Below are 19,263 nucleotides of genomic sequence, written 5' to 3'. Positions count from 1 at the left end.
TCTCGTACAACCGACCCGGGGATTCCGGGCGTTGTCGCCATCCTCACCTCTGACATAGATGTGAGGGGCAACCGGCTGAGATGCAGATCACCGCATCAGGCCGACTGCGCCACCGGTTCCGGGGCCGTGGAAAGCTCCGCCCGGTGCCGTCTGTTGGCCCTGATCAGCACGTCGAGTGCATCCCGGGTCTCGATCAGGTGCGCGATGTCGGCGTCTATCCGGTCGCGCTCGCGCATCATCGCCGTGAAGGTCTCCTCGGCGACGCCCAGGTCACCCGGGACGTCCACGCACGGCAGCACAGTCGCGATCACCCGGCTGGACATACCCGCGTCGAACAGCTGTCGGATGAGCGACACGCGCCGGACCGCGGCATCGGAATAGTGACGCTGCCCCGCGTCGGAGCGTGAGCTGGTCAGCAGGCCCTGCTCTTCGTAGTACCGCAGTGAGCGCGGACTCGCGCCCGTGCGCTTGGACAACTCGCCTATCCGCATCCCTGAGAGCCTACGCCCGCGTGCTCCAGGTTCGGACCGCCGACGAGTCATGGACGGCCGCAAGGTCGTCGTCCCGGTCCCGCGGCTGAGCACGTCGTTTATATATGCCTGAGTACTAATCACCTTGAGCGCGAAGGCGTCGACGTGGACCAGGGAGGCCATGCACCCTTCGTTCCGGACCGGATGCCGGCGCGTTTCCGCTAGCGGCTTCCATCATGCCGTTATAGCGTTGTGATCAGCAGTCGTGGTTCCGAAGTTCCGTTCGCCCGTGATCGCCATCACGGGCGTTCTTGCTGTTCAGCGCCTCTCCGGACCAGGGCGATCACCTCCCGGTCGCGCAGGGTGCGTGCCCGGTTTCCCTCAAGGAGACAGTCATGGCCAAGGGCACAGTGAAGTGGTTCAACAGCGAGAAGGGCTTCGGGTTCATCGAGCAGGAGGGCGGCGGCCCCGACGTCTTCGCCCACTACTCCAACATCGCCAGCCAGGGCTACCGCGAGCTGCAGGAGGGCCAGAAGGTCGAGTTCGACATCACACAGGGGCAGAAGGGCCCGCAGGCGGAGAACATCCGGCCCGCCTGATCGGGCGCCTCGGTAAGGGCCCGGCATCCCGGCTTCGGGACGCCGGGCCCTTACCGTCTGCCGCAGTGGTCAGCGGACCAGAGCCGATCGGTGTCTCGCGTGTCCCCACGAGCCATTGGCAGAACAGTGCGCGCGGAACTGCCGGTACGCGGTGGCCCAGGCCACCACCTGGCGTTGCGCATGCTCGCCGAGCGGATCGAGCAGCTCACCGCTCAGATCGACGAGCTGAACCAACGCCCGACCCGGCTCGTCGAACGCCACACCCCACAGCTGCTCGAACGCGTGGGCATCGGCCCGGACAGCGCCGTCACTCTCCTGATCACCATGGGAGACAACCCCGAGCGACTGAACACCGAGGCGTCCTTTGCTGCCCTTTGCGGAGTCAGCCCCACCGAGTACTCCTCTGTCCGTCGGAGCACGCGCCGGCTCGACCACGGCGGCGACCGCCAGGCGAACGCGGCCCTGCACCGGATCGTCCTCACCCGCCTGCCCCACGACCCGCGCACCCGGGTCCCGCACCCCCGCGCTACAGCGGCGTCCGCGGCACGTGAGAGGGTCTGGGGCGTGAGCGAGACACCCCCGAACACCCTGCAATACCGCTTTGACGGGCCAGAAGACGCTCCGGTCCTGATCTTGGGTCCCTCACTGGGTACCACATGGCACAGGTTGTAGGGACCGTCCGTGGGCGTCCAGGCCAGTCCAAGATGAACGCGTAATGGCAGGTCAGGGCATTCTCGTCCGGGGGAGTCAACGCAGTTGGTGCGAGGAGTGTGAGAGAGGCGTTCGACGGCAAGCCCCTGCAGGCGCGGCCGGCGGGGGCTTCCGAGCGGGTGTGCTGCCGTGGCCGGCGTCGGCACGGTTGCCCTCGTGTTCTCCTCCACCGAGCACTCGACGCGAGGGCGCAGGGATGACACACGTCTCACGGTAGAAGCGGCCCGGGGCTCTTTGCGACCAACAGATCATATCCTTCGCCCCTGCAAAGACGAACGCCTTTGTGCGTGAGCTGGGGCTTTGACCAGCTGCAACACGTCACGGCGCAGAGCGCTCCTCGGGTACCGGAAGCGGCTCTCGGCAACGGCGTGGACGTGTCAGAGCCTCGACGCTGCCTGGACAGCGGCCGAGCCGCCGTTCCGGCTTCAGCGCGGCTATGCACCGAGTCAGCACAGGTCCTGCCGCAACCGCGCAAGTTCAGCCTTCTGACCCTTCAGGTCCGTCCTCAGGCCCCGGAGCTGGTCCCCCGACATTTTAGAGCACACGGTTCCAGGGCCTTTCGCCTGGCGGGCAAACGTGCTGGTCAGAAGCCTCATCGAAGCGAAGCGGCCCTGGACTGTCCAGGGGAGCTTGCGGTTCGACATGCTCGACACCCCGGGACGCTCTGCGCTGGAGCGGCTTCGCGCGCACTTCGAGTTCCTGGGCCTGGACACGGTCGACAGCGGCTTCGCTCGCGGATGCCTGGTGGGCAACCTCGGCGCCGAGGTGGCGGACCACTCCGAGGAGATCCGCTCCGCCGTCCAGGGCGGCTTCCAGCGGTGGGCGGCGCACATCCGGCAGGTGCTCACCGAAGCCCAGGAAGCTGGTGAGCTGGACGCCGCTCTCGACGTCGAGGAGGCCGCGCTGTTCATCCTCAGCGCCTGGGAAGGCACGTTGATCGCGGCCCGAGTCGATAAGTCCTCCGCTCCCTTCGACGCCTTCTTCCGCATGGTCTTCGGCGTCCTCCTGCGCTGATCACGGCCGGCCGCTGAAGACGTGTAGGCGTCGCCACCCGCACCAGGTGCTCCGCCGACCTGCTGAGACAGGCGCAGGAAACCAGAGCGCCTCCGTGCACGGCTCCTCGCCTCAGGGGTGCTATGGGCGCTGTGAGGGGAGGGCCTGCTCGGTCCAGACCGTCTTCCCGTCGTTGGTGTAGCGGATACCCCAGTTCTGCGCGAGCTGGGCGCAGATGAACAGGCCGCGGCCGCCTTCGTCGACCGTTCGTGCGTGGCGCAGCCGCGGGGCGGAGGTGCCGGCGTCGTGGACCTCGCAGGTGAGCTTCCGGTCGTTGATGAGGCGCAGGTGTACGGGCGGCGCGCCGTACCGCAGGGCGTTGGTGACAAGCTCGCTGACGACTTCCTGCGTGTCGTAGGCGGTGTCCTCGTCCACGCCCCAGTCGGCGAGTTGGCGCCGGGCGTGGCGCCGCGCGACGGCGGGGGCGGTGGGCTCATCGTCCAGCGTCCAGGTGGCTACGCGGTCGGCGGGGAAGGAGTGGGTTCGGGCGAGGAGAAGGATGGCGTCGCCGGGAAGGGCATCGATCCGGAGTCGGTAGAGGATGTCGTCGCACAGGTCCTGCAGGGGTCGGTCGGTGTGGGCGAGCAAGCGTTGGAGCGGCTGCGTGCCGCTTGTGCCGTGCTCGGGCCGTGCCGCAAAGAGAAGCGAGGTCGTGTAGAGGGCGAGGACCTCTCCTTCGGCCAGGGTGACGGCGGTGGTGGCGTATGGGGGCCCTCCGCCGCCGCCGAGGGCACCACCGGCGGCCAGCTCGACCACTCGGGTGCCGGAACCGGGGTCGGCGACGACGGGCGGCGGGTGTCCGGCGGAGGCGATGGTGCACGTATGAGCGAACGGGTCGTAGAGCACGCACAGGCACGTCGCGCTGAGGGGCTCGTCGCGCAGGGGGTCGCCGAGTGGCAGCACCCTTCGCTCGCGCGCGAGACGTGTCATGGTGTCGTCGAGCCGGGCGAGGAACTCGTCGGGTTCCAGGTCCAGTGCGGCGAGCGACTGCATGGCGGTGCGCAGCTGCCCCATGGTGACGGCGGTGTGGATGCCATGGCCGGCGACTTCCCCGACGACCAGGGCCGTACGGGCGCCGGGCAGGGCGCAGGCGTTGGACCAGCCACCCGCGCCCCGGTCGTCGGCCACGTACAGGTCGGCGGTCTCGATCGCGGTCTGCGAGGGAGGAGCCGGGGGCAGCAGATGGCGCTGCAATGTCGCTGCGATGGTGTGCTCGCGCGTGTAGCGGCGGGCGTTGTCGATGCTCAGGGCGGTGTGCGTGGCCAGTTCCAGGGTGAGGGCGAGTTCCTTCTCGTCGAAACCGCCGGATCGCTGCGTGCGGTAGAGACTCAGCAGCCCGAGCACCTTTCCGCGCAGCGTCAACGGTGTGACGAGCAGGAAACGTGCGCCGGATGCGCGAATCGCTTCGGCCCGCGCCGGATCGGCCGCCAGCCAGGGCGTGTCGGGGCCGAGGGCGATGGTGCGGGGCTTGAGGTCGGCCAGCGCCTGCGCGTACGGGGTCGGGAACGGCAGCGCGCGGACATCTCCCACCGGGTGCGCCTGGGCCTGCTGGTCTCCGCCGCTGTTCCCGAAGGCGGCCCGGCGCAGTGGCACATCCCGTCCTAGAGGGCTCAGCGGTGGTTCCTCTCCACGCACCACGGGCTCCACCACTTCCACCACGGCGATATCGGCGAATCCGGGGACCAGCGCGTGGACCAACTCCTGGCAGGTGGCCACCACCTCCAGGGTTTCTCCCACCCGCTCCCGGACGGCATATAGGGCCTGGACTCCGCGGCGTGCCTTCTCCTGATCCGTCACGTCGTGGGCCACGACCACCGCCCCCGCTACATCCTGCAGGGGAAGCACCGCGACCGTATACGCGTGCGGGGGATCGACGTTCGGGTCCGTCCACATCACGTGGTCCCTCGTCGACGTACCGTCCGTCATGGCCTGGCGCAGCATGTTCTCCAGTTCGCCGGGGGAGGCAAGAGGCCACGCATCGGTGAGGGGGCGTCCTCGGATCTGCGGTGCGCTCGCGCCGGACAGCGCCTGAGCCGCCGCATTGGCCGACACGACGTGCAACTCCTCGTCCACCACGAACAGAGCCCCTGCCATGTGGGCGGACAGCGCATCGAGTACCGCGCTCTCGATGCCGGGCACCATCCCGTCCGCAGGTGGGAGAAAGATCCCCCACGCCACCGAACCGTCGTCCCGCAGCACCGGCCGCACACGCAGGCCACCGCCGGCCGCGCCCACTGCAACATCACGCAGGCCGTCATCCCCGCAGCGCTCCAGGTCACCACCACCTGGCGCGGGGACAGGGCTGACCAGGTCGGTTGCCGGCCGCCCGACCACCTCGCCCGCCGGACGCCCCCACAACTCCTCCGCCTGGTGGCTCCACTGCACGACCACGCCCCCGCTGTCCACGACCATCAGCGGCGTATCACCGGCCATGGAAACCACCTCCGCCTTCCAGCTTGCCCGGCTGCCAGACGCTGCGCCGCCGCAGATCGGCACCCAGCCACGGCTCGGCGCGAAGCGCGGTACGAGAAACCCCCTGTGACCTCCGCTGGCGGACCCCAACGAACCCCGCGCGCCAAGCCCGAGGACGCCGGGTCGACCGGCGGATACTCGCCGTCCCCGTCGGTTCCGACCGGGGCCTACAGGGTCCCCAGGAGCAGCGCCCAGGTGCGCGATGCCGACGAACCAGTGAACGATGAGAGGGGCGCCGGACTGATCAGGGCCACCGATCGCCTGGCCGGGGCAGCGGCTGTGTCGTCGGCATCGGACCGCCGTCGCGGACTCTCCCGGCGATGGCCCCGTCACCGGCACGACCGAGCAGGAGACCGACATGAACACGTTGCTTGCCGAGGTCCTCGATGCCCATGGTGGCCTCGCCCGCTGGAACGCACTCACCGCAGTCCGCGCCACCATCGTCAGCGGTGGTGACATGTTCGTCATCAAGGGGATGCCGCAGGATCCCACCCCCCGGGAGATGACTGTCTGGCTGCACGAGCAGCACGCCTCCGTGATGCCGTTCGGCGCCGCTGACCAGAAGACCGACTTCACGGCCGACCGAGTCAGCATCGAGAAGGTCGACGGCCGCGTCGTGGCCGAACGCAACGAACCGCGGAAGTCCTTCACCGGCCACAAGCTCGACACGCCCTGGGACCCGCTGGACCGCGCCTACTTCAACGGATACGCGCTGTGGACGTATCTCACCACGCCCTTCCTGCTGGCGATGCCCGGCTTCAGCGTCACCGAAATCGAACCGTGGCGGGAAGGCGACGAGCTCTGGCGCGGGCTGCGCGCCGCCTTTCCGCCCGACATCGCCAGCCACAGCACGCGACAGGACTTCTACTTCGGCCCCGACCATCTCCTGCGTCGGCATGACTATCACGTCGACATCGCAGGCGGGTTCGCCGCAGCACAGTACGTCTACGACACCGTGGAAGCGGACGGGATCCGCCTGCCCACCAAACGCCGGGCCTACCGAAGCGATGCGGACAACCGCCCGATCCTGAGTCAGACCATGGTGTCCATCGACGTCAGCAACGCCCGGTTCACCTGACGACGGGTGTTCATGCCCCGAGGTTGGCCAGCCAGCGCAAGGCGCTGAGGCTCGGCAGGAAGAAGTACTCGCCGCCGCGCGTGGTGACGAAGCGCTCGACGCCGTGCAGGTCAACAATGCCATCGGTGAGACCCTGAAGTCCGGTACCCGCGAGGACTTCTGGTGGTTCAACAACGGTGTCACCGTCGTCGCGGACGCCGCCCAGATTGCTGGCAAAAAGATCGTGGTCAGGGAGCCTCAGATCGTCAACGGGCTACAGACCATCCACGAGATCTACAGCTACTTCCAGAACGGCGGCCAGCACCGTGACCGGTCCCTCCTGGTGAAGATCGTGGTCGCGCCTGAGAACGGCACGGCTCGCGACCGCATCATCCGGGCGACCAACAGCCAGACTCAGCTGCCAGCCAGCGCATTGCGCGCCACAGAGTCCATCCAGAAGGACATCGAAGAGAGCCTCGGGCACGCTGGTGGCTACTACTACGAGCGCTGGGCCAGCTACTACCGGAATCTGGGGTTCCCGCTCGACCGGGTCGTCAGCATGGCCCGGCTCGCCCGCGAGTTCACCGCCTTCGTGCTGCGCGAACCGCACACCGCACTGCGGCACTCCGACCCGCTGCTGCTCGACGACCAGCACTATGCCCAGATCTTCTCCCCACGGCAAGATCTGGACATCTATCGTCTATGTCTCGACGTGCACACCCGGCTGCGTGTGTTCCTCACTCGGTACGCCGAAGACCGTCCCCTACTGGGGGACTCCCTCGAGAACTGGCTGTACCCGCTGGCGACCATGTCCGCCTACACCCTCACACGGCTACGGCAGCCATCGCCGCGGGACCTCCTCAACATCGACCTCGGGCACCTCAGCGACGACTTGATGTTCCGAATGACAGGAATGCTGGAACAGAACTTCAAGAGCGTCCTGCGCCGCAGCAAGGCAGGTGGTGTGGACCGGATCGCCCGTACCGCCGAGTTCACCACCAAGATCCGCCAAGCTGTTGTGTCCCAGAGCCGCTATCAAATCGAGGGCTGAGAGGTCCGGCGATACCACTTGACATGTCGACGGCTGATCCCCGCTGGGCGGCCAGCAGATCAGCCGCGTCGGTCTCAATCTGCGCCGGGAGGTTGCTGCGGATCGGTTCGTAGTCCAGCCGGCTTGCTGAAGTGCATCACCAGACCGTGACGTGCCGTGCGGTGCCGGTGATCGCGGAGAACGGACGGATACCCATCAGAGGCCCATGACTTCGCCGAACCGTGGTTTGGCGAGGTGCCGGGACAGAGTCATGTCTGTGGAGGCGTACCTGCCTGCCTCGAGGACGGGCTGCCCGGGCCAGGACGAGTGGTGCGGGCCTGCTCAGAGTCCTGCGCGGGAGTGCTCCAGACTATGTGTTGCTGGAGTTCGGGCTGCGCAGCCAGGATGCCGGGCCACGACTTCCTGGCCGGTCACTGCGTGCGACTGGTCGTTTCAGACAAGCACCGGTGCGGGAGCGGGCAGGTAGGGGGTGATGTTGCGCCAGGCGCGCTCGATGTATTCCTCCTTCTCGCCGACCGGGGCGACATAGTGCAGTGCGCTTTCGGCGGCGTCGTTGCCCGCTAGGCGGGCGATGATCCAGGTGGCGAGGTAGTGCGAGGCGAGGCAGCCGCCGGCGGTGGCGATGTTGGTCTCGGCGTAGAAGGGCTGGTTGAGCACCTCGACGCCTGCGGCGACGACCCAGGGCTTGGTGGTCAGGTCGGTGCAGGCGGGGATGTCGTCGAGCAGGCCGAGCCTGGCGAGCACGAGCGCTCCGGAGCACTGCGCGGCGATGAGTTGGCGCGAGGGGTCCAGGCCGCGCAGGATGTTCATGATCGCCGGGTCTTCGACGACTTCGCGGGTGGCGATGCCACTGCCGACGATGACGGCGTCAGCGGCGCACGCCTCCTCAAGCGTGGACATCTGTTCGATGACCACCCCGTTCCTTGACGTCACCTTGGGGCCGGGCGTGGCGATGGTGACGCGCCAGTCGTCGGTCTTGATGCGGTTGAGCACGCCGAGCGCGATCAGGGAGTCGAGCTCGTTGTAGCCCTCGAAGGTGAGGATGGCGATGTGCATGGCGGCCGTCCTTTCCGGATGAGTGGGGCTTGACGGTAAGAACACGCGAGCAAGACAGTCAAAGAATTGTCATGGATACAATTCGGTGTATGGCAGCCTCGCGGTACAAGACGCTGGTCGACGCGCTCGCATCCGACATCCGGACAGGCCGGCTCCCCGCAGGCGTGCGGCTGCCGACACACCGCGAGCTCGCCGCCCGCGAGGGCATCGCCGTGGTGACCGCGACCCGGGTGTACGCCGAGCTGGAAGCGATGGGCCTGGTGAGCCGGGAACAGGGCCGCGGCACGTTCGTGCGAGACATCGCGGTTCCCGCCGGTCACGGCATCGATCAGCAATTCGTCGCCACGGATGCGGTCGACCTCAACTTCAACTATCCGTCGCTGCCCGGCCAAGCCGATCTCCTACGGCAGACTCTGCGAGAGGTGGCCACGTCCGGTGAACTCGACTCGCTGCTGCGCTACCAACCCCATCGAGGACGTCCCCAGGACAGAGCCTCGATCGCACGGCACCTGAGGCGTCGAGGAATCACTCCTGACGCGGATCAGATCCTCATCGTCAACGGTGCGCAGCACGGCCTGGCCATCACCGTCATGGCCGCGCTCAACGCCGGCGACGTCGTCGCGGTCGACGCACTCACCTACCCGGGTTTCAAGGTGCTCGCGCATGCCTTTCATCTCGACCTGGAGCCCATACCCACAACCACCGACGGGCCGGATCTCGATGCCCTCGAGAAGCTGTGCGCGACCCGCCCTGTGCGCGCCGTCTACACCATGCCCACCTTGCACAACCCTCTGGGGTGGGTCATGCCGGCAACAGAACGGACCCGTCTCATCGAGATCGCTCGGCAGCACGGTCCGCTCATCATCGAAGACGCCGCATACGCCTACCTGGTCGAGGACCCTCCACCGCCTCTGGCCGCAAGTGCAGCGGACATCACCGTCTACGTCTCGGGACTGTCCAAGAGCGTCGCCACCGGCCTCCGGGTCGGCTTCGTCGTCGCCCCGCCGTCCAGGGTGCCGTCGCTCGAACGCGCGATTCGTGCGACCACCTGGAACACCCCGGCCCTCACCACCGCGATCGCCTGCCGCTGGATCGAGGACGGCACGGTGGATCAGTTGGAAGCGCAGAAACGAGAGGACGCCAAGGCCCGCCAAGCACTCGCCGGACGAGAACTGGCCGGCCTCCCCCTCATCGGCCACCCCTCGTCCTACTTCACATGGCTGACCCTGCCCGACGACGCACGCGCCGATCGCCTGACCGCCACCCTCGCGCGCCAACACATCTCGGTCAGCACAGCGGAGCCCTTCACCACCACGAAGCACACGCCACAGGCGCTCCGCCTCGCTCTCGGCTCGACCGATATGGACAGTCTCCAGTCGACGCTGCGCACAGTGCGACGAGTCGCTCTCGAGGACGCCTACGCCTGAACCTCACTCGACGGGCGGACTCCCGCGGCCCGGCCTGCGGACGGGAAGCCGTCGGCGCTGGTGTGGGGCCGGTCGGCCTGGGATCCGAGTGCCGGCGTCGGAAAAGGCCACCCGTGCGCAGTTGAACGTTCATGAATCGCCCTCCAGGGTGTGACGTGAAACTTCAAGTGAGGGGCCGGCCTGTCGCCGGCCGGTGAGCGTCGACCGCTTCGTGCACGCACACCCGACGAGACCGTCGGCCGCCGACGTGGGCGAGCCGTGTCTCCCGCACGCTCTCAGTCACCCTGTTCGCCTGGCACGCCTTCGCCGACGAGGCACGGACCGGTGCGCAGCAGGCCGAGGCCGAGGCGGTCGTCGTCAGTCCCGGCGCGTTCGACGAGCTGCTGGTGTCTGCCCCACCGGTCGAGGACCTGGCCGACCGGCACGAGGACGACACAGCGGTGATCCCCTACACGTCGGGGACGACCGGTCAGCCGAAGGGCGCCGAACTGACTCACGCCAACCTCACCCGCAACTGCGACATCGCTGCCACCGACCTGCTGCTCACCGCCGGCGACGTGATCTTCGGGGGCTGCGACTGTTCCACGCGTTCGGACAGACCTGCCCTCTCAACGCCGCCGTCGCCTCCGGGCGTGCCTCACGCTGCTGCCGCGCTTCGACGCCGGGAAGGCGCTGGGAACCCTCGGCGAGCACGGAGTGACCGTCTTCGCCGGGGTACCCACGGTGTTCAGCAGGCTGTTGCGGCAGCCCGACCGAGACGCCTACGACGTCTCCCGGCTGCGCGTGTCCCTCTCGGGCGGCGCAGCGATGCCGGTCCAGGTGCTGCACGACTTCCAGGCCGCGTTCGACTGCGTTGTGCTCGAAGGGTATGGGATGTCGGAGACCTCGCCCGTCGCCTCGTTCAACCCCCTGCAGGCCGGACCCAAGCCCGGTTCGGTCGGCATCCCGATCCGCGGCGTCGAGATGCGGGTGGTCGACAACGGCGCGGAGGTACCGCAGGGGGACACCGGCGAGATCGCGATCCGCGGGCACAACGTGATCAAAGGGTATTGGCAACGAGGAGACCGCCACCGCGATCCGGGACGGTTGGTTCTACACCGGGGACCTCGGCCGGGTCGACCAGGACGGATACTTCTGGATCGTCGGACGGACGAATGACATGATCATTCGGGGCGGATACAGCGTGTACCCCCGCGAGGTCGAAGATGTGCTGTACGAGCATCCGGCGGTCGCCGACGCCGCGGTCATAGGGCCTCCCCAACCCCGATCTCGGTGAAGAGGTCGGGGCGGCGGTCGTTCTCAAGCCGGGCGCCCGAACGACAGCCGAGGAACTGCGTGAGTACGTCAAGCGTCAGGTTGCCGCCTACAAGTATCCGCGGAGGTTATGGATCGCGGACGCGCTGCCAAAGGGATCGACCGGCAAGATCCTCAAGCGGGAGATCGTCCCGCCGCCCGAGCCGGGCAGGCAATGAGGCGACTGGGCTGGGACGGGTCTGCGATCTGTCCGACGCCGGAGCTGCGCCACCCGTGTTTCTGTGGTGCTCCAGCAGCGGCTGACCCATTGAGGTGCGCAGGCACTCATGCGCTGGGGTCTCATCGTGCGCTGGGGTCTCATCGGCGACGATGGGGCGCACACGAGTTCCCGCGATCGCTCAGGCCACGGCGGCAGCAATGGCTCATCAGCGCCCACAGTTCGTCGTCCACGATCCACGGCCTACTCCCCGCTCCATCCGGCCGCCCCGACTTGAAACGCTCCGTGGACCAGACCGGAGGCCGCCCCGGCTTCTCGCCCACCGGCAGCAGCGGCTGCAGCGCACCACCACCGACATGACGTTCCGACTGTCCCGCAGTCCTGCCTCACCTCTCCCGCACCGGCGGCGACGGGCCACTCGGGTGGTCCGCGGCGACACGGCACCCCTGGGCGGCGCGGGTCCGGGGGACCGGTCCCGGATCCGCGTTTAATCGCGCCTGAGAACCAAACGCCGGGCGCCGAGAGGCTGACGGGCGCGAATCTCCGGGCCACGCCCCACAGCGCTTGAGGGAGATTGCCATGAGCGGCACAACGACCCTGCCGACACCGTCCGGTCCCTACCTGGACAAAGGGCTGATGCCCGCCGACTTCTACGCCTACGAGGAGCTGCTGTCGGACAGCGAGCGGGAGAAGATCGATTCCGTCCGCGAGTTCCTCCGCACGCAGGTCGACCCGATCGTCGACGACTACTGGGCCCGGGCCGAGTTCCCCTTCCAGCTGGTCGAGGGCTTCGGGGGGCTCGGTCTTATGAACTGGGCCGATCCGGACTCGCCGGAATCCAGGCCGAGCAACCTCTTCGCAGGTTTCATGGCGCTGGAGCTCGCGCATGCCGACGCGTCGCTCGCGACGTTCTTCGGCGTGCACACGGGCCTGGCCATGGGCACCATCCTCACCTGCGGCTCCGAGGAACAGCAGGGGCGATGGCTGCCGCCGATGAGCCGCTTCGAGAAGATCGGCGCCTTCGGGTTGACCGAGCCGCACGGCGGCTCCGACGTGGCCGGCGGCCTCCAGACGACCGCGCGCCGCGACGGCGACGCATGGATCCTTGACGGCGCGAAGCGGTGGATCGGCAACGCGACGTTCGCCGACCTGGTCGTCATCTGGGCCCGCGATGTCGAGACCCGTCATGTGCTGGGCTTCGTCGTGGAAAAGGACACCCCCGGGTTCACCGCGACGAAGATCGAGAAGAAGATGGCGCTGCGGATCGTGCAGAACGCCGACATCGTGCTCGACGGCTGCCGTGTTCCGGAGGCCAACCGGCTGCAGAACGCGAACTCGTTCAAGGACACGGCCAAGATCCTGCGCCAGACACGCAGCGGCGTGGCGTGGCAGGCGGTGGGCGTGATGTTCGCCGCCTACGAGATCGCCCTGCGGTACGCCAAGGAGCGGGAACAGTTCGGGCGCCCGATCGGGGGCTTCCAGCTCGTGCAGGACCTGCTGGTGAGGATGCTCGGCAACGCCACGGCATCGTGCGGAATGGTGACGCGCCTGGCCCAGCTGCAGGACGCCGGGGTGTACCGCGACGAACAGTCCGCCCTGGCGAAGGGCTACTGCACGGCGCGGATGCGCGAGACCGTGGGATGGGCGCGCGAACTGCTGGGCGGCAACGGCATTCTCCTCGACCACAACATCGGCCGCTTCGTCGCCGACGCCGAGGCCATCTACTCGTATGAGGGCACGCGGGAGATCCAGACCCTCATCGTCGGACGCGCCGTCACCGACGGCCTGAGCGCCTTCGTGAGGTGAAGAAGATGACCGCCGAATCCGTCTTCACCGGCCTGAAGGTCCTCGACGCGTCGAGCTTCATCGCCGCACCGGCCGCAGCTACCATTCTCTCCGACTTCGGAGCGGACGTCATCAAGATCGAGCCGCCGGGGAAGGGTGACCCCCAGCGGCGGCTGAGCTCCGTGCCGCCCAGCCCCCGGGCGCAGGCCAACTACAGTTGGCACCTTGCCAACCGCAACAAACGCGGCATGGTGATCGACCTGAAGTCCCCGGCGGCCGCCGAAGTCCTCAAGCGGCTCGTCGAGTGGGCCGACGTGGTGATCACCAACTTCCCGCACGGCACACGCGAGAAGCTGCACCTCGGCTACGAAGAGGTCGCGGGCTGGAACCCGAGGGTCGTCTACGCCGACATCACCGGCTTCGGAGATACCGGCCCCGACGCCGGGCAGCCGGGCTTCGACCTGACCGCCGCCTGGTCACGCAGCGGGCTGCTGGCCTCCACCCGGGACGCGGGAGCGCCGCCGACGGTGCCGGTCTGGGGCAGCGGCGACTACATGTCGGCGATCGCCATCTACGCGGCGATCGTGACCGCCCTGTACCGCCGTGAGCGGACCGGACAAGGAGCCAGTGTCGGGACTTCGCTGCTCGCCATGGGCGTCTGGGCCACGGGAACGCTCGTCGCCGGCGCGCTTGCCGCCGGCACGCCGTTCGAGCTGCACGACCGCAGCGCGCCAGCGAACCCGCTGATCAACCCCTACCGGACCGCGGACGACGAGTGGTTCATGCTGGTCGCCTCACCCACACACTGGCCGGGACTGACGCGGGCCATCGGGCACCCCGAACTGCTCGAGGATCCCCGCTTCGCGGACCCCGAGAGCTTCGTCGCGAACTCCGCAGCGCTGGCCGAGCTGCTCGACGCCGAGTTCCGCTCGCGGCCCTTCGCCGACTGGAAGGACGCCCTGACCCGGGAACGCGTCGTCTACAGCCTCATTCAGACGCCGGAGGAGGCCGCGCAGGACCCGCAGCTGCGCGTGAACGACATCGTCGTACCGCTGGAAGGAGTCACCGGGCTGGAGGAAACCATCAGCAGCCCGGTCAACCTCCGAGGGGTGCCGAAGGTGCCGGCGAAGCGAGCGCCCGATCTGGGCGAGCACAACGACGAAATCCTCGCCGAGCTGGGATTCGGCCTCACCGAGATCGCCGAGCTGCGCTCCGAGGGAGCGATCCCCGGCGCGACGGAAGCGGAGGCGCCGTGATGAGCACGGCGTCCGAAGCGTCCGACATGGTGCTCCACGAGCGCCGTGGCGGCGTGCTGACCATCACCATCAACCGCCCCGCCCAGAAGAACGCCGTAGACCACGAGGCCGCGGTACAACTCGCCGCGGCCGTGGATCTGCTCGACGCGGACCCGGAGCTGTCCGTCGGCGTACTCACGGGCGCGGGCGGGGTGTTCAGCGCCGGCATGGACCTGAAGGCATTCGCCAAGGGCGAGCTGCCGGTGCTCCCCGGCCGGGGATTCGGCGGGCTCACCGGCACGGCGGTGCGCAAGCCGTTGATCGCCGCGGTGGAGGGCTGGGCACTCGGCGGCGGCTTCGAGATGGTGCTCGCCTGCGACCTGATCGTCGCCGCGGAAGACGCCCGGTTCGGGCTTCCCGAGGTCACGCGCGGTCTCGTCGCGGCGGCGGGCGGAGTGGTAAGGCTGCCGCGCCGCCTTCCGTACCACGTCGCCGCGCGCGTACTGCTCACGGGCGAGCCGCTGACCGCCGCCGAAGGCAAGGAGTACGGCCTCGTCAATGAGCTGACCCCACCGGGCGCCGCGGTCGACGTGGCCCGGGAGCTGGCGGGACGCGTCGCGCGAAACGCACCGCTGGCGCTGGCGGCCGTCAAGGAGGTTCTGCGCGAAACGCAGGGTCTGAACGAAAGCGATGCCTTCACACGCCAGGACGAGATCACGAGCGGGCTGTTCTCCAGCGAGGACGCGCGGGAAGGCGCGCGGGCGTTCGCCGAGAAGCGCGCCCCCGTCTGGCACGGCCGCTGATACCGGCCACTCAGTCGCCTCAGTCCCCTGCAGCCCGCGTCCGACCTCAGGAGCAGTGACGAGCCATGAAACCGCACCAACCCGTCCACCGTGTGGCGATCGTCGGCACCGGCACCATCGGTGCGAGCTGGGCGACGCACTATCTCGCCCGAGGCTTCGACGTCACGGCCACCGACCCCGCCCCCACCGCGGAGGCGGCCCTGCGCTCGTACGTGGAGGCGGCATGGGACGCGGCCGCTGCGATCGGGCTCGCGCCCGATGCCTCACCCGATCGCCTGAGCTTCACCGCGGACCTGCGTCAGGCCGTCGCGGACGCCGACTTCGTACAGGAGAACGCGCCGGAGCGACCCGAGCTCAAGGTCCGGCTGTTCGCCGACATCGACGACGCCACGCCGCCGGACGCGGTCATCGCGTCCAGTTCGTCGGGCATCACGATGAGCGCCATCCAGGCCGAGTGCCGGCGTCCGGAGCGGACCATCATCGGTCATCCCTTCAACCCCCCGCACGTCATCCCGCTGGTCGAGGTCGTCGGCGGGACGAGGACCGCCCCGGAGACGATCCGGGACGCCATGTCGTTCTACGCCGCGATCGGCAAGAAGCCCATTCACCTCAAGAAGGAGCTGCCCGGGCACGTCGCCAACCGTATCCAGGCCGCGCTGTACCGCGAGGTCGTGTATCTGGTCCAGGAGGGAGTGCTCGACGTGGCGGACTCCGACGACGCGGTGTCCTGGGGGCCGGGGCTCAGATGGGGTGTCATAGGCCCGCATCTGCTGTGGCATCTCGGCGGAGGAGCAGGCGGCATCCAGCACTTCATGGACACCCTCATGCCGCGGATGGTGGCGTCCTGGCAGCAACTGGGCACCCCTGAGTTCACGCCCGAGCTCAAGGAGAAGATCGTCACCGGCGTCCTGGAGGAGGCGGACGGCCACTCGGTCGACGAACTGGCCGCCCGGCGCGACGCGATGCTCTCGGCCCTGCTGGCCGTGCGCGCCCAGCACGACCCGTCCGGCCCGCCGAGCGCCGCAGTCGGCCACCCGGCGAAGGAGGGACCGTGACGCGGCGCCAGCAAAGACTCTTCGTCCTCGAGGCCAGCAGCGGCGGTCGGCTGTTCTCCGTGAACCCCGACGGCTCCGACAAGACCGTCATCGTCACCGGGTGCGGGATCCCCGACGGGATCGCCGTCGACGTCGTGGCCGGGCACATCTACTGGACCAACATGGGCTCTCCCCCGGAGAACGACGGCTCGATCGAACGCGTGGACCTGGACGGAGGCAACCGCACGACCATCATCCCCAGCGGCGTCACGCACACGCCGAAGCAGCTGTATCTCGAGGCCGCCGTCCGGAAGCTGTACTGGGGTGATCGGGAGGGCATGCGCGTGATGCGCTGCGACCTCGACGGCTCGAACGTCGAGACCCTCGTGCAGACGGGACAGGGAGAGGACGACCGCCGCGACGAGAGCAGGTGGTGCGTGGGAGTCGCCGTCGACCCTGTCGGCGGACACCTCTACTGGACACAGAAGGGCCCCAGTGACGCGGGGCTCGGGAAGATCCTACGGGCCGGGATCGACCTGTCCGCCGGGGAGGGCGCGGCCACACGCGGCGACATCGAGGTCCTGTTCGAGGGGCTGCCGGAGCCGATCGACCTGGAGCTCGACCTCGCGGAGCGCATGCTGTACTGGACCGATCGCGGGGACCCGCCCCGGGGCAACACCGTGAACCGCTCGCCGATGCACCCGCCCGCCGGGCAGCCGCCGCCCGAGATCCTCCTGACCCACCTCATGGAAGGCATCGGCATCGCCCTCGATCCGGACGGCGGCCGCATGTACGTGACCGACCTGGCCGGGAACGTCTACGCGGCCGATCTCGACGGATCGAACAGCAGGGAGATCCTCGTCCTGCAGGGCAACCTCACCGGCATCGCCCGTGCCGTGCTGTCGACCGGGCCGAGGGTCCAACTCGATCTTTGACTCCACCGCATCCGCAGGAGCTGTCTCGTCCTCCCCGGAACGGGGTGAACCGCCCGCCGTGTGGATAGCACGACCCGTCACGGCTCGCGGTATCAGCCGAGCGAGTGTGGCGGCGAGGCGCGTGCGATCACCTCTTGCATGGTCTATGTCATACGCCCTAAGCTACCGCTTAGTAGTTAACAGGGTCTCCGCACCAAGTCGGAGAAGAAGTTGCGGGCATGGCCGAGCGTTCGATCACGTCTGTTCCGGTCACCGCCGGTCGGTATTCGGCGAGGAGGATGGCGCGTGAGAGTGCGTAAGAGTGACAGTCGCGAGCGGATGATCCTCAGTGCGGCCGCGCTGCTGCGCGAGTACGGCGCCAGTGCCACTAGTATCGACCGGGCGCTCGCCCACAACGGGGCACCGCGCGGCTCGGTCTACCACCACTTTCCTCACAGCTGATCGACGAGGCGGTGGGCGGTGGCGCAGGCGGGCGATTCCATGGCGGGTCGGATCGACGCCTGGGCGCAGTCCGACGATCCGGTGGGGGCGATCGACGCCTTCTTCCGGCTGTCGCGCCACCGGTTCGTCGACAGCGAATTCCGGGCGGGGTGCCCGATTGCGGCGGTGGCGGTGGCGGCCAACGACAACGCGGCCCAGCTGGCCCGCTCCGCCGCTGCCGTCTTCGCCCGCCGGCAGGAGGCGTTCGCGGCCCTGTTCCTCCGGCACGGCCCGACCGAGGGGCAGAGCCGGAGCCTCGCCGCCTTGGTCATCGCCGCGGTCGAGGGCGCGGTGATCATGTGCCGGGCCGAGCGGAGCACCGCCCCGATCGAGGCGGCCGCCGCCGAGATCCACGACCTGCTGGTCCACGCCCTGCGCGGCCGGGCCCGACCCGGGGCACCCGCCGTGGCCGTGATCCCCGCGGCAGCCCCGCTGCCCGATCCCGCCCTTCCCCCACGCCTCACAACCCTTCCAGGAGCGCACATGCCTACCCTTGACCGCCAGGACAACGTCTTCGTGCTCGATCTCGGAGACGGTGAGAACCGCTTCCACCCCGACTGGATCGCTTCCGTCGCCGCCGCCCTGGAAGAGGTGGAGAAGTCGGAAGGGCCGCGTGCCCTGGTGACCGCCGCGACGGGCAAGATCTACTCCAACGGTCTGGACCTGGAGTGGCTGTCCGCCCACCCCGACCAGCATCGGGGCTACGTCATCTCCGTTCACGAGCTCTTCGCCCGCATGCTGTCCCTGCCGGTGGTCACCGTGGCCGCCCTGCAGGGGCACACTTTCGCCGCCGGCGCGATGTTCTCCCTTGCGCACGACTTCCGTGTCATGCGCGCCGACCGCGGCTACTGGTGCCTGCCCGAGGCCGACATCAATATCCCCTTCACGCCCGGCATGTCCGCCTTGATCCAGTCGCGGCTGGCGCCGCATACCGCGCACGAGGCCATGGTCACCGCCCGCCGCTACGGTGGGTCGGATGCTGCGGCCGTCGGCATCGTCGACCGGGCGGTCGCCGAGGACGCCGTGCGTTCCCAGGCCGTGGAGATCGCCCAGGCACAGCTCAGCAAGGCCGGCGGCACCCTCGGCACCATCAAGGCGCGCATGTACGGCTCGGCCCTGGCGACCCTGCGCGACACGGCCCACCCGCTCGGCTGACGCCGCCGGCAAGCGACGGAGGGTGCCGGGCCCGTACTGCTGCGGGTGCCCGGCCCTCCGGACGGGGCTATCTAGGCGCGCAGAGCCTGAGTTCTGTGCAGTGCTGGTGCCAGACGCGTGCCAGATCGGTCGGGGAATCACGGGGATCACCGGAGCTGGCGCAGCGCGGCCGTCCCGACGGCCAGGGGGCTCGTGCAGCCGGTCGCTGCACGCGACGAGACAGACCGGCGGCGGACATCGTTCTGGCCGGCTCCTCCCCGTAACGGCCTTTCCTGAAGTCGTCGGGCGGCGGTCGGCCTCGGCCATCGGGGCGGAGGCGATGAAGGCTCGCCTCGTCCAGCCCGCGGGGGGGCAGGGAACGTCCTGGTCGCCAAGGCGGAGCGCCAGCAGTTCGCGGACGTGAGCGGTCACGAGGAGGTCGGTGAGGAGTCGGTGCTGCAGGCCACTCGGAACAGATCCGGGACGTAGA

General features: G+C 68.7%; 17 protein-coding genes and 4 pseudogenes. 17 read left to right on the top strand and 4 right to left on the bottom strand.

The window, feature by feature from the left end; translation table 11 throughout:
* Window positions 1-95: 95 nt before the first annotated feature.
* On the bottom strand, window positions 96-491 hold the full coding sequence (locus ACGFZN_RS33830; RefSeq protein WP_393862279.1) for a MerR family transcriptional regulator: 396 nt from the start codon (window positions 489-491) through the stop codon (window positions 96-98).
* A 374-nt stretch (window positions 492-865) separates the two neighbouring features.
* On the opposite strand from ACGFZN_RS33830, the gene ACGFZN_RS33825 reads away from it, so the two are divergent.
* The 3 genes and pseudogenes from ACGFZN_RS33825 to ACGFZN_RS33815 all read left to right on the top strand — a co-directional run bounded on the left by ACGFZN_RS33825 (window position 866) and on the right by ACGFZN_RS33815 (window position 2,794).
* Window positions 866-1,069: a cold-shock protein gene (locus tag ACGFZN_RS33825; RefSeq protein WP_266963435.1), complete on the top strand. Its 204-nt coding sequence runs from the start codon at window positions 866-868 to the stop codon at window positions 1,067-1,069.
* A gap of 180 nt (window positions 1,070-1,249) precedes the next feature.
* Window positions 1,250-1,519: pseudogene (locus ACGFZN_RS33820) on the top strand (transposase); the annotation flags it as partial.
* A 903-nt stretch (window positions 1,520-2,422) separates the two neighbouring features.
* Window positions 2,423-2,794, top strand: coding sequence for a TetR family transcriptional regulator C-terminal domain-containing protein (locus ACGFZN_RS33815; RefSeq protein WP_393862278.1), 372 nt, complete (start codon window positions 2,423-2,425; stop codon window positions 2,792-2,794).
* A gap of 120 nt (window positions 2,795-2,914) precedes the next feature.
* Here the strand turns inward: ACGFZN_RS33815 and ACGFZN_RS33810 are convergent, their stop codons facing one another.
* Complete coding sequence (locus ACGFZN_RS33810) at window positions 2,915-5,266, bottom strand: SpoIIE family protein phosphatase (RefSeq protein WP_393862277.1); 2,352 nt, start codon at window positions 5,264-5,266, stop codon at window positions 2,915-2,917.
* A gap of 397 nt (window positions 5,267-5,663) precedes the next feature.
* On the opposite strand from ACGFZN_RS33810, the gene ACGFZN_RS33805 reads away from it, so the two are divergent.
* Both ACGFZN_RS33805 and ACGFZN_RS33800 read left to right on the top strand, forming a co-directional pair.
* Window positions 5,664-6,383 carry a hypothetical protein gene (locus ACGFZN_RS33805; protein ID WP_393862276.1) on the top strand — a complete coding sequence of 240 codons (720 nt, stop codon included), beginning with the start codon at window positions 5,664-5,666 and terminating at the stop codon, window positions 6,381-6,383.
* A gap of 103 nt (window positions 6,384-6,486) precedes the next feature.
* A complete protein-coding gene (locus ACGFZN_RS33800) occupies window positions 6,487-7,413 on the top strand; it encodes an AIPR family protein (protein WP_393862275.1) in 927 nt (308 codons plus the stop codon).
* Window positions 7,414-7,845: 432 nt separating this feature from the next.
* On the opposite strand, the gene ACGFZN_RS33795 is transcribed toward ACGFZN_RS33800, so the two are convergent.
* Window positions 7,846-8,469 carry a DJ-1/PfpI family protein gene (locus ACGFZN_RS33795; RefSeq protein WP_393862274.1) on the bottom strand — a complete coding sequence of 208 codons (624 nt, stop codon included), beginning with the start codon at window positions 8,467-8,469 and terminating at the stop codon, window positions 7,846-7,848.
* A gap of 89 nt (window positions 8,470-8,558) precedes the next feature.
* Here ACGFZN_RS33795 and ACGFZN_RS33790 point away from each other — a divergent pair, with 89 nt between their 5' ends.
* Complete coding sequence (locus ACGFZN_RS33790) at window positions 8,559-9,896, top strand: PLP-dependent aminotransferase family protein (protein ID WP_393862273.1); 1,338 nt, start codon at window positions 8,559-8,561, stop codon at window positions 9,894-9,896.
* A gap of 275 nt (window positions 9,897-10,171) precedes the next feature.
* On the opposite strand, the gene ACGFZN_RS33785 is transcribed toward ACGFZN_RS33790, so the two are convergent.
* Window positions 10,172-10,321: a hypothetical protein gene (locus ACGFZN_RS33785; protein ID WP_393862377.1), complete on the bottom strand. Its 150-nt coding sequence runs from the start codon at window positions 10,319-10,321 to the stop codon at window positions 10,172-10,174.
* Here ACGFZN_RS33785 and ACGFZN_RS33780 point away from each other — a divergent pair.
* The 11 genes and pseudogenes from ACGFZN_RS33780 to ACGFZN_RS33730 form a co-directional block, all read left to right on the top strand.
* A pseudogene (locus ACGFZN_RS33780) lies at window positions 10,283-10,399 on the top strand (AMP-binding protein); the annotation flags it as partial. The gene ACGFZN_RS33785 and the pseudogene ACGFZN_RS33780 sit on opposite strands and share 39 nt — an antisense overlap.
* Before the next feature lie 97 nt (window positions 10,400-10,496).
* On the top strand, window positions 10,497-11,054 hold the full coding sequence (locus tag ACGFZN_RS33775) for an AMP-binding protein (RefSeq protein WP_393862372.1): 558 nt from the start codon (window positions 10,497-10,499) through the stop codon (window positions 11,052-11,054).
* A 1-nt stretch (window position 11,055) separates the two neighbouring features.
* On the top strand, window positions 11,056-11,172 hold the full coding sequence (locus ACGFZN_RS33770; RefSeq protein WP_393862272.1) for a hypothetical protein: 117 nt from the start codon (window positions 11,056-11,058) through the stop codon (window positions 11,170-11,172).
* Window positions 11,173-11,221: 49 nt separating this feature from the next.
* Window positions 11,222-11,368: pseudogene (locus ACGFZN_RS33765) on the top strand (hypothetical protein); the annotation flags it as partial.
* Between the two features lie 578 nt (window positions 11,369-11,946).
* Window positions 11,947-13,173 (top strand): acyl-CoA dehydrogenase family protein, encoded by a 1,227-nt coding sequence (locus ACGFZN_RS33760; protein ID WP_393862271.1) that lies wholly within the window; start codon window positions 11,947-11,949, stop codon window positions 13,171-13,173.
* A gap of 5 nt (window positions 13,174-13,178) precedes the next feature.
* Entirely contained in the window at window positions 13,179-14,408 is a 1,230-nt protein-coding gene (locus tag ACGFZN_RS33755; protein WP_393862270.1) for a CaiB/BaiF CoA transferase family protein, read from the top strand.
* Window positions 14,408-15,190, top strand: a complete 783-nt coding sequence (locus tag ACGFZN_RS33750; protein ID WP_393862269.1) for a crotonase/enoyl-CoA hydratase family protein — start codon at window positions 14,408-14,410, stop codon at window positions 15,188-15,190. Before ACGFZN_RS33755 ends, ACGFZN_RS33750 begins: the two co-directional genes overlap by 1 nt.
* 65 nt (window positions 15,191-15,255) lie before the next feature.
* Window positions 15,256-16,245 carry a 3-hydroxyacyl-CoA dehydrogenase NAD-binding domain-containing protein gene (locus tag ACGFZN_RS33745; protein ID WP_393862268.1) on the top strand — a complete coding sequence of 330 codons (990 nt, stop codon included), beginning with the start codon at window positions 15,256-15,258 and terminating at the stop codon, window positions 16,243-16,245.
* Window positions 16,242-17,159, top strand: coding sequence for a 3-hydroxyacyl-CoA dehydrogenase (locus ACGFZN_RS33740; protein WP_393862267.1), 918 nt, complete (start codon window positions 16,242-16,244; stop codon window positions 17,157-17,159). Before ACGFZN_RS33745 ends, ACGFZN_RS33740 begins: the two co-directional genes overlap by 4 nt.
* Window positions 17,160-17,639: 480 nt before the next feature.
* A pseudogene (locus ACGFZN_RS33735) lies at window positions 17,640-17,924 on the top strand (TetR/AcrR family transcriptional regulator); the annotation flags it as partial.
* Between the two features lie 198 nt (window positions 17,925-18,122).
* Entirely contained in the window at window positions 18,123-18,794 is a 672-nt protein-coding gene (locus tag ACGFZN_RS33730; RefSeq protein WP_393862371.1) for an enoyl-CoA hydratase-related protein, read from the top strand.
* Window positions 18,795-19,263 lie beyond the last annotated feature (469 nt).

This window comes from Streptomyces sp. NPDC048192 (assembly GCF_043202415.1).
In the GTDB taxonomy this organism is placed as follows: domain Bacteria; phylum Actinomycetota; class Actinomycetes; order Streptomycetales; family Streptomycetaceae; genus Streptomyces.
This window is presented reverse-complemented; position numbering and strand designations above follow the sequence as displayed.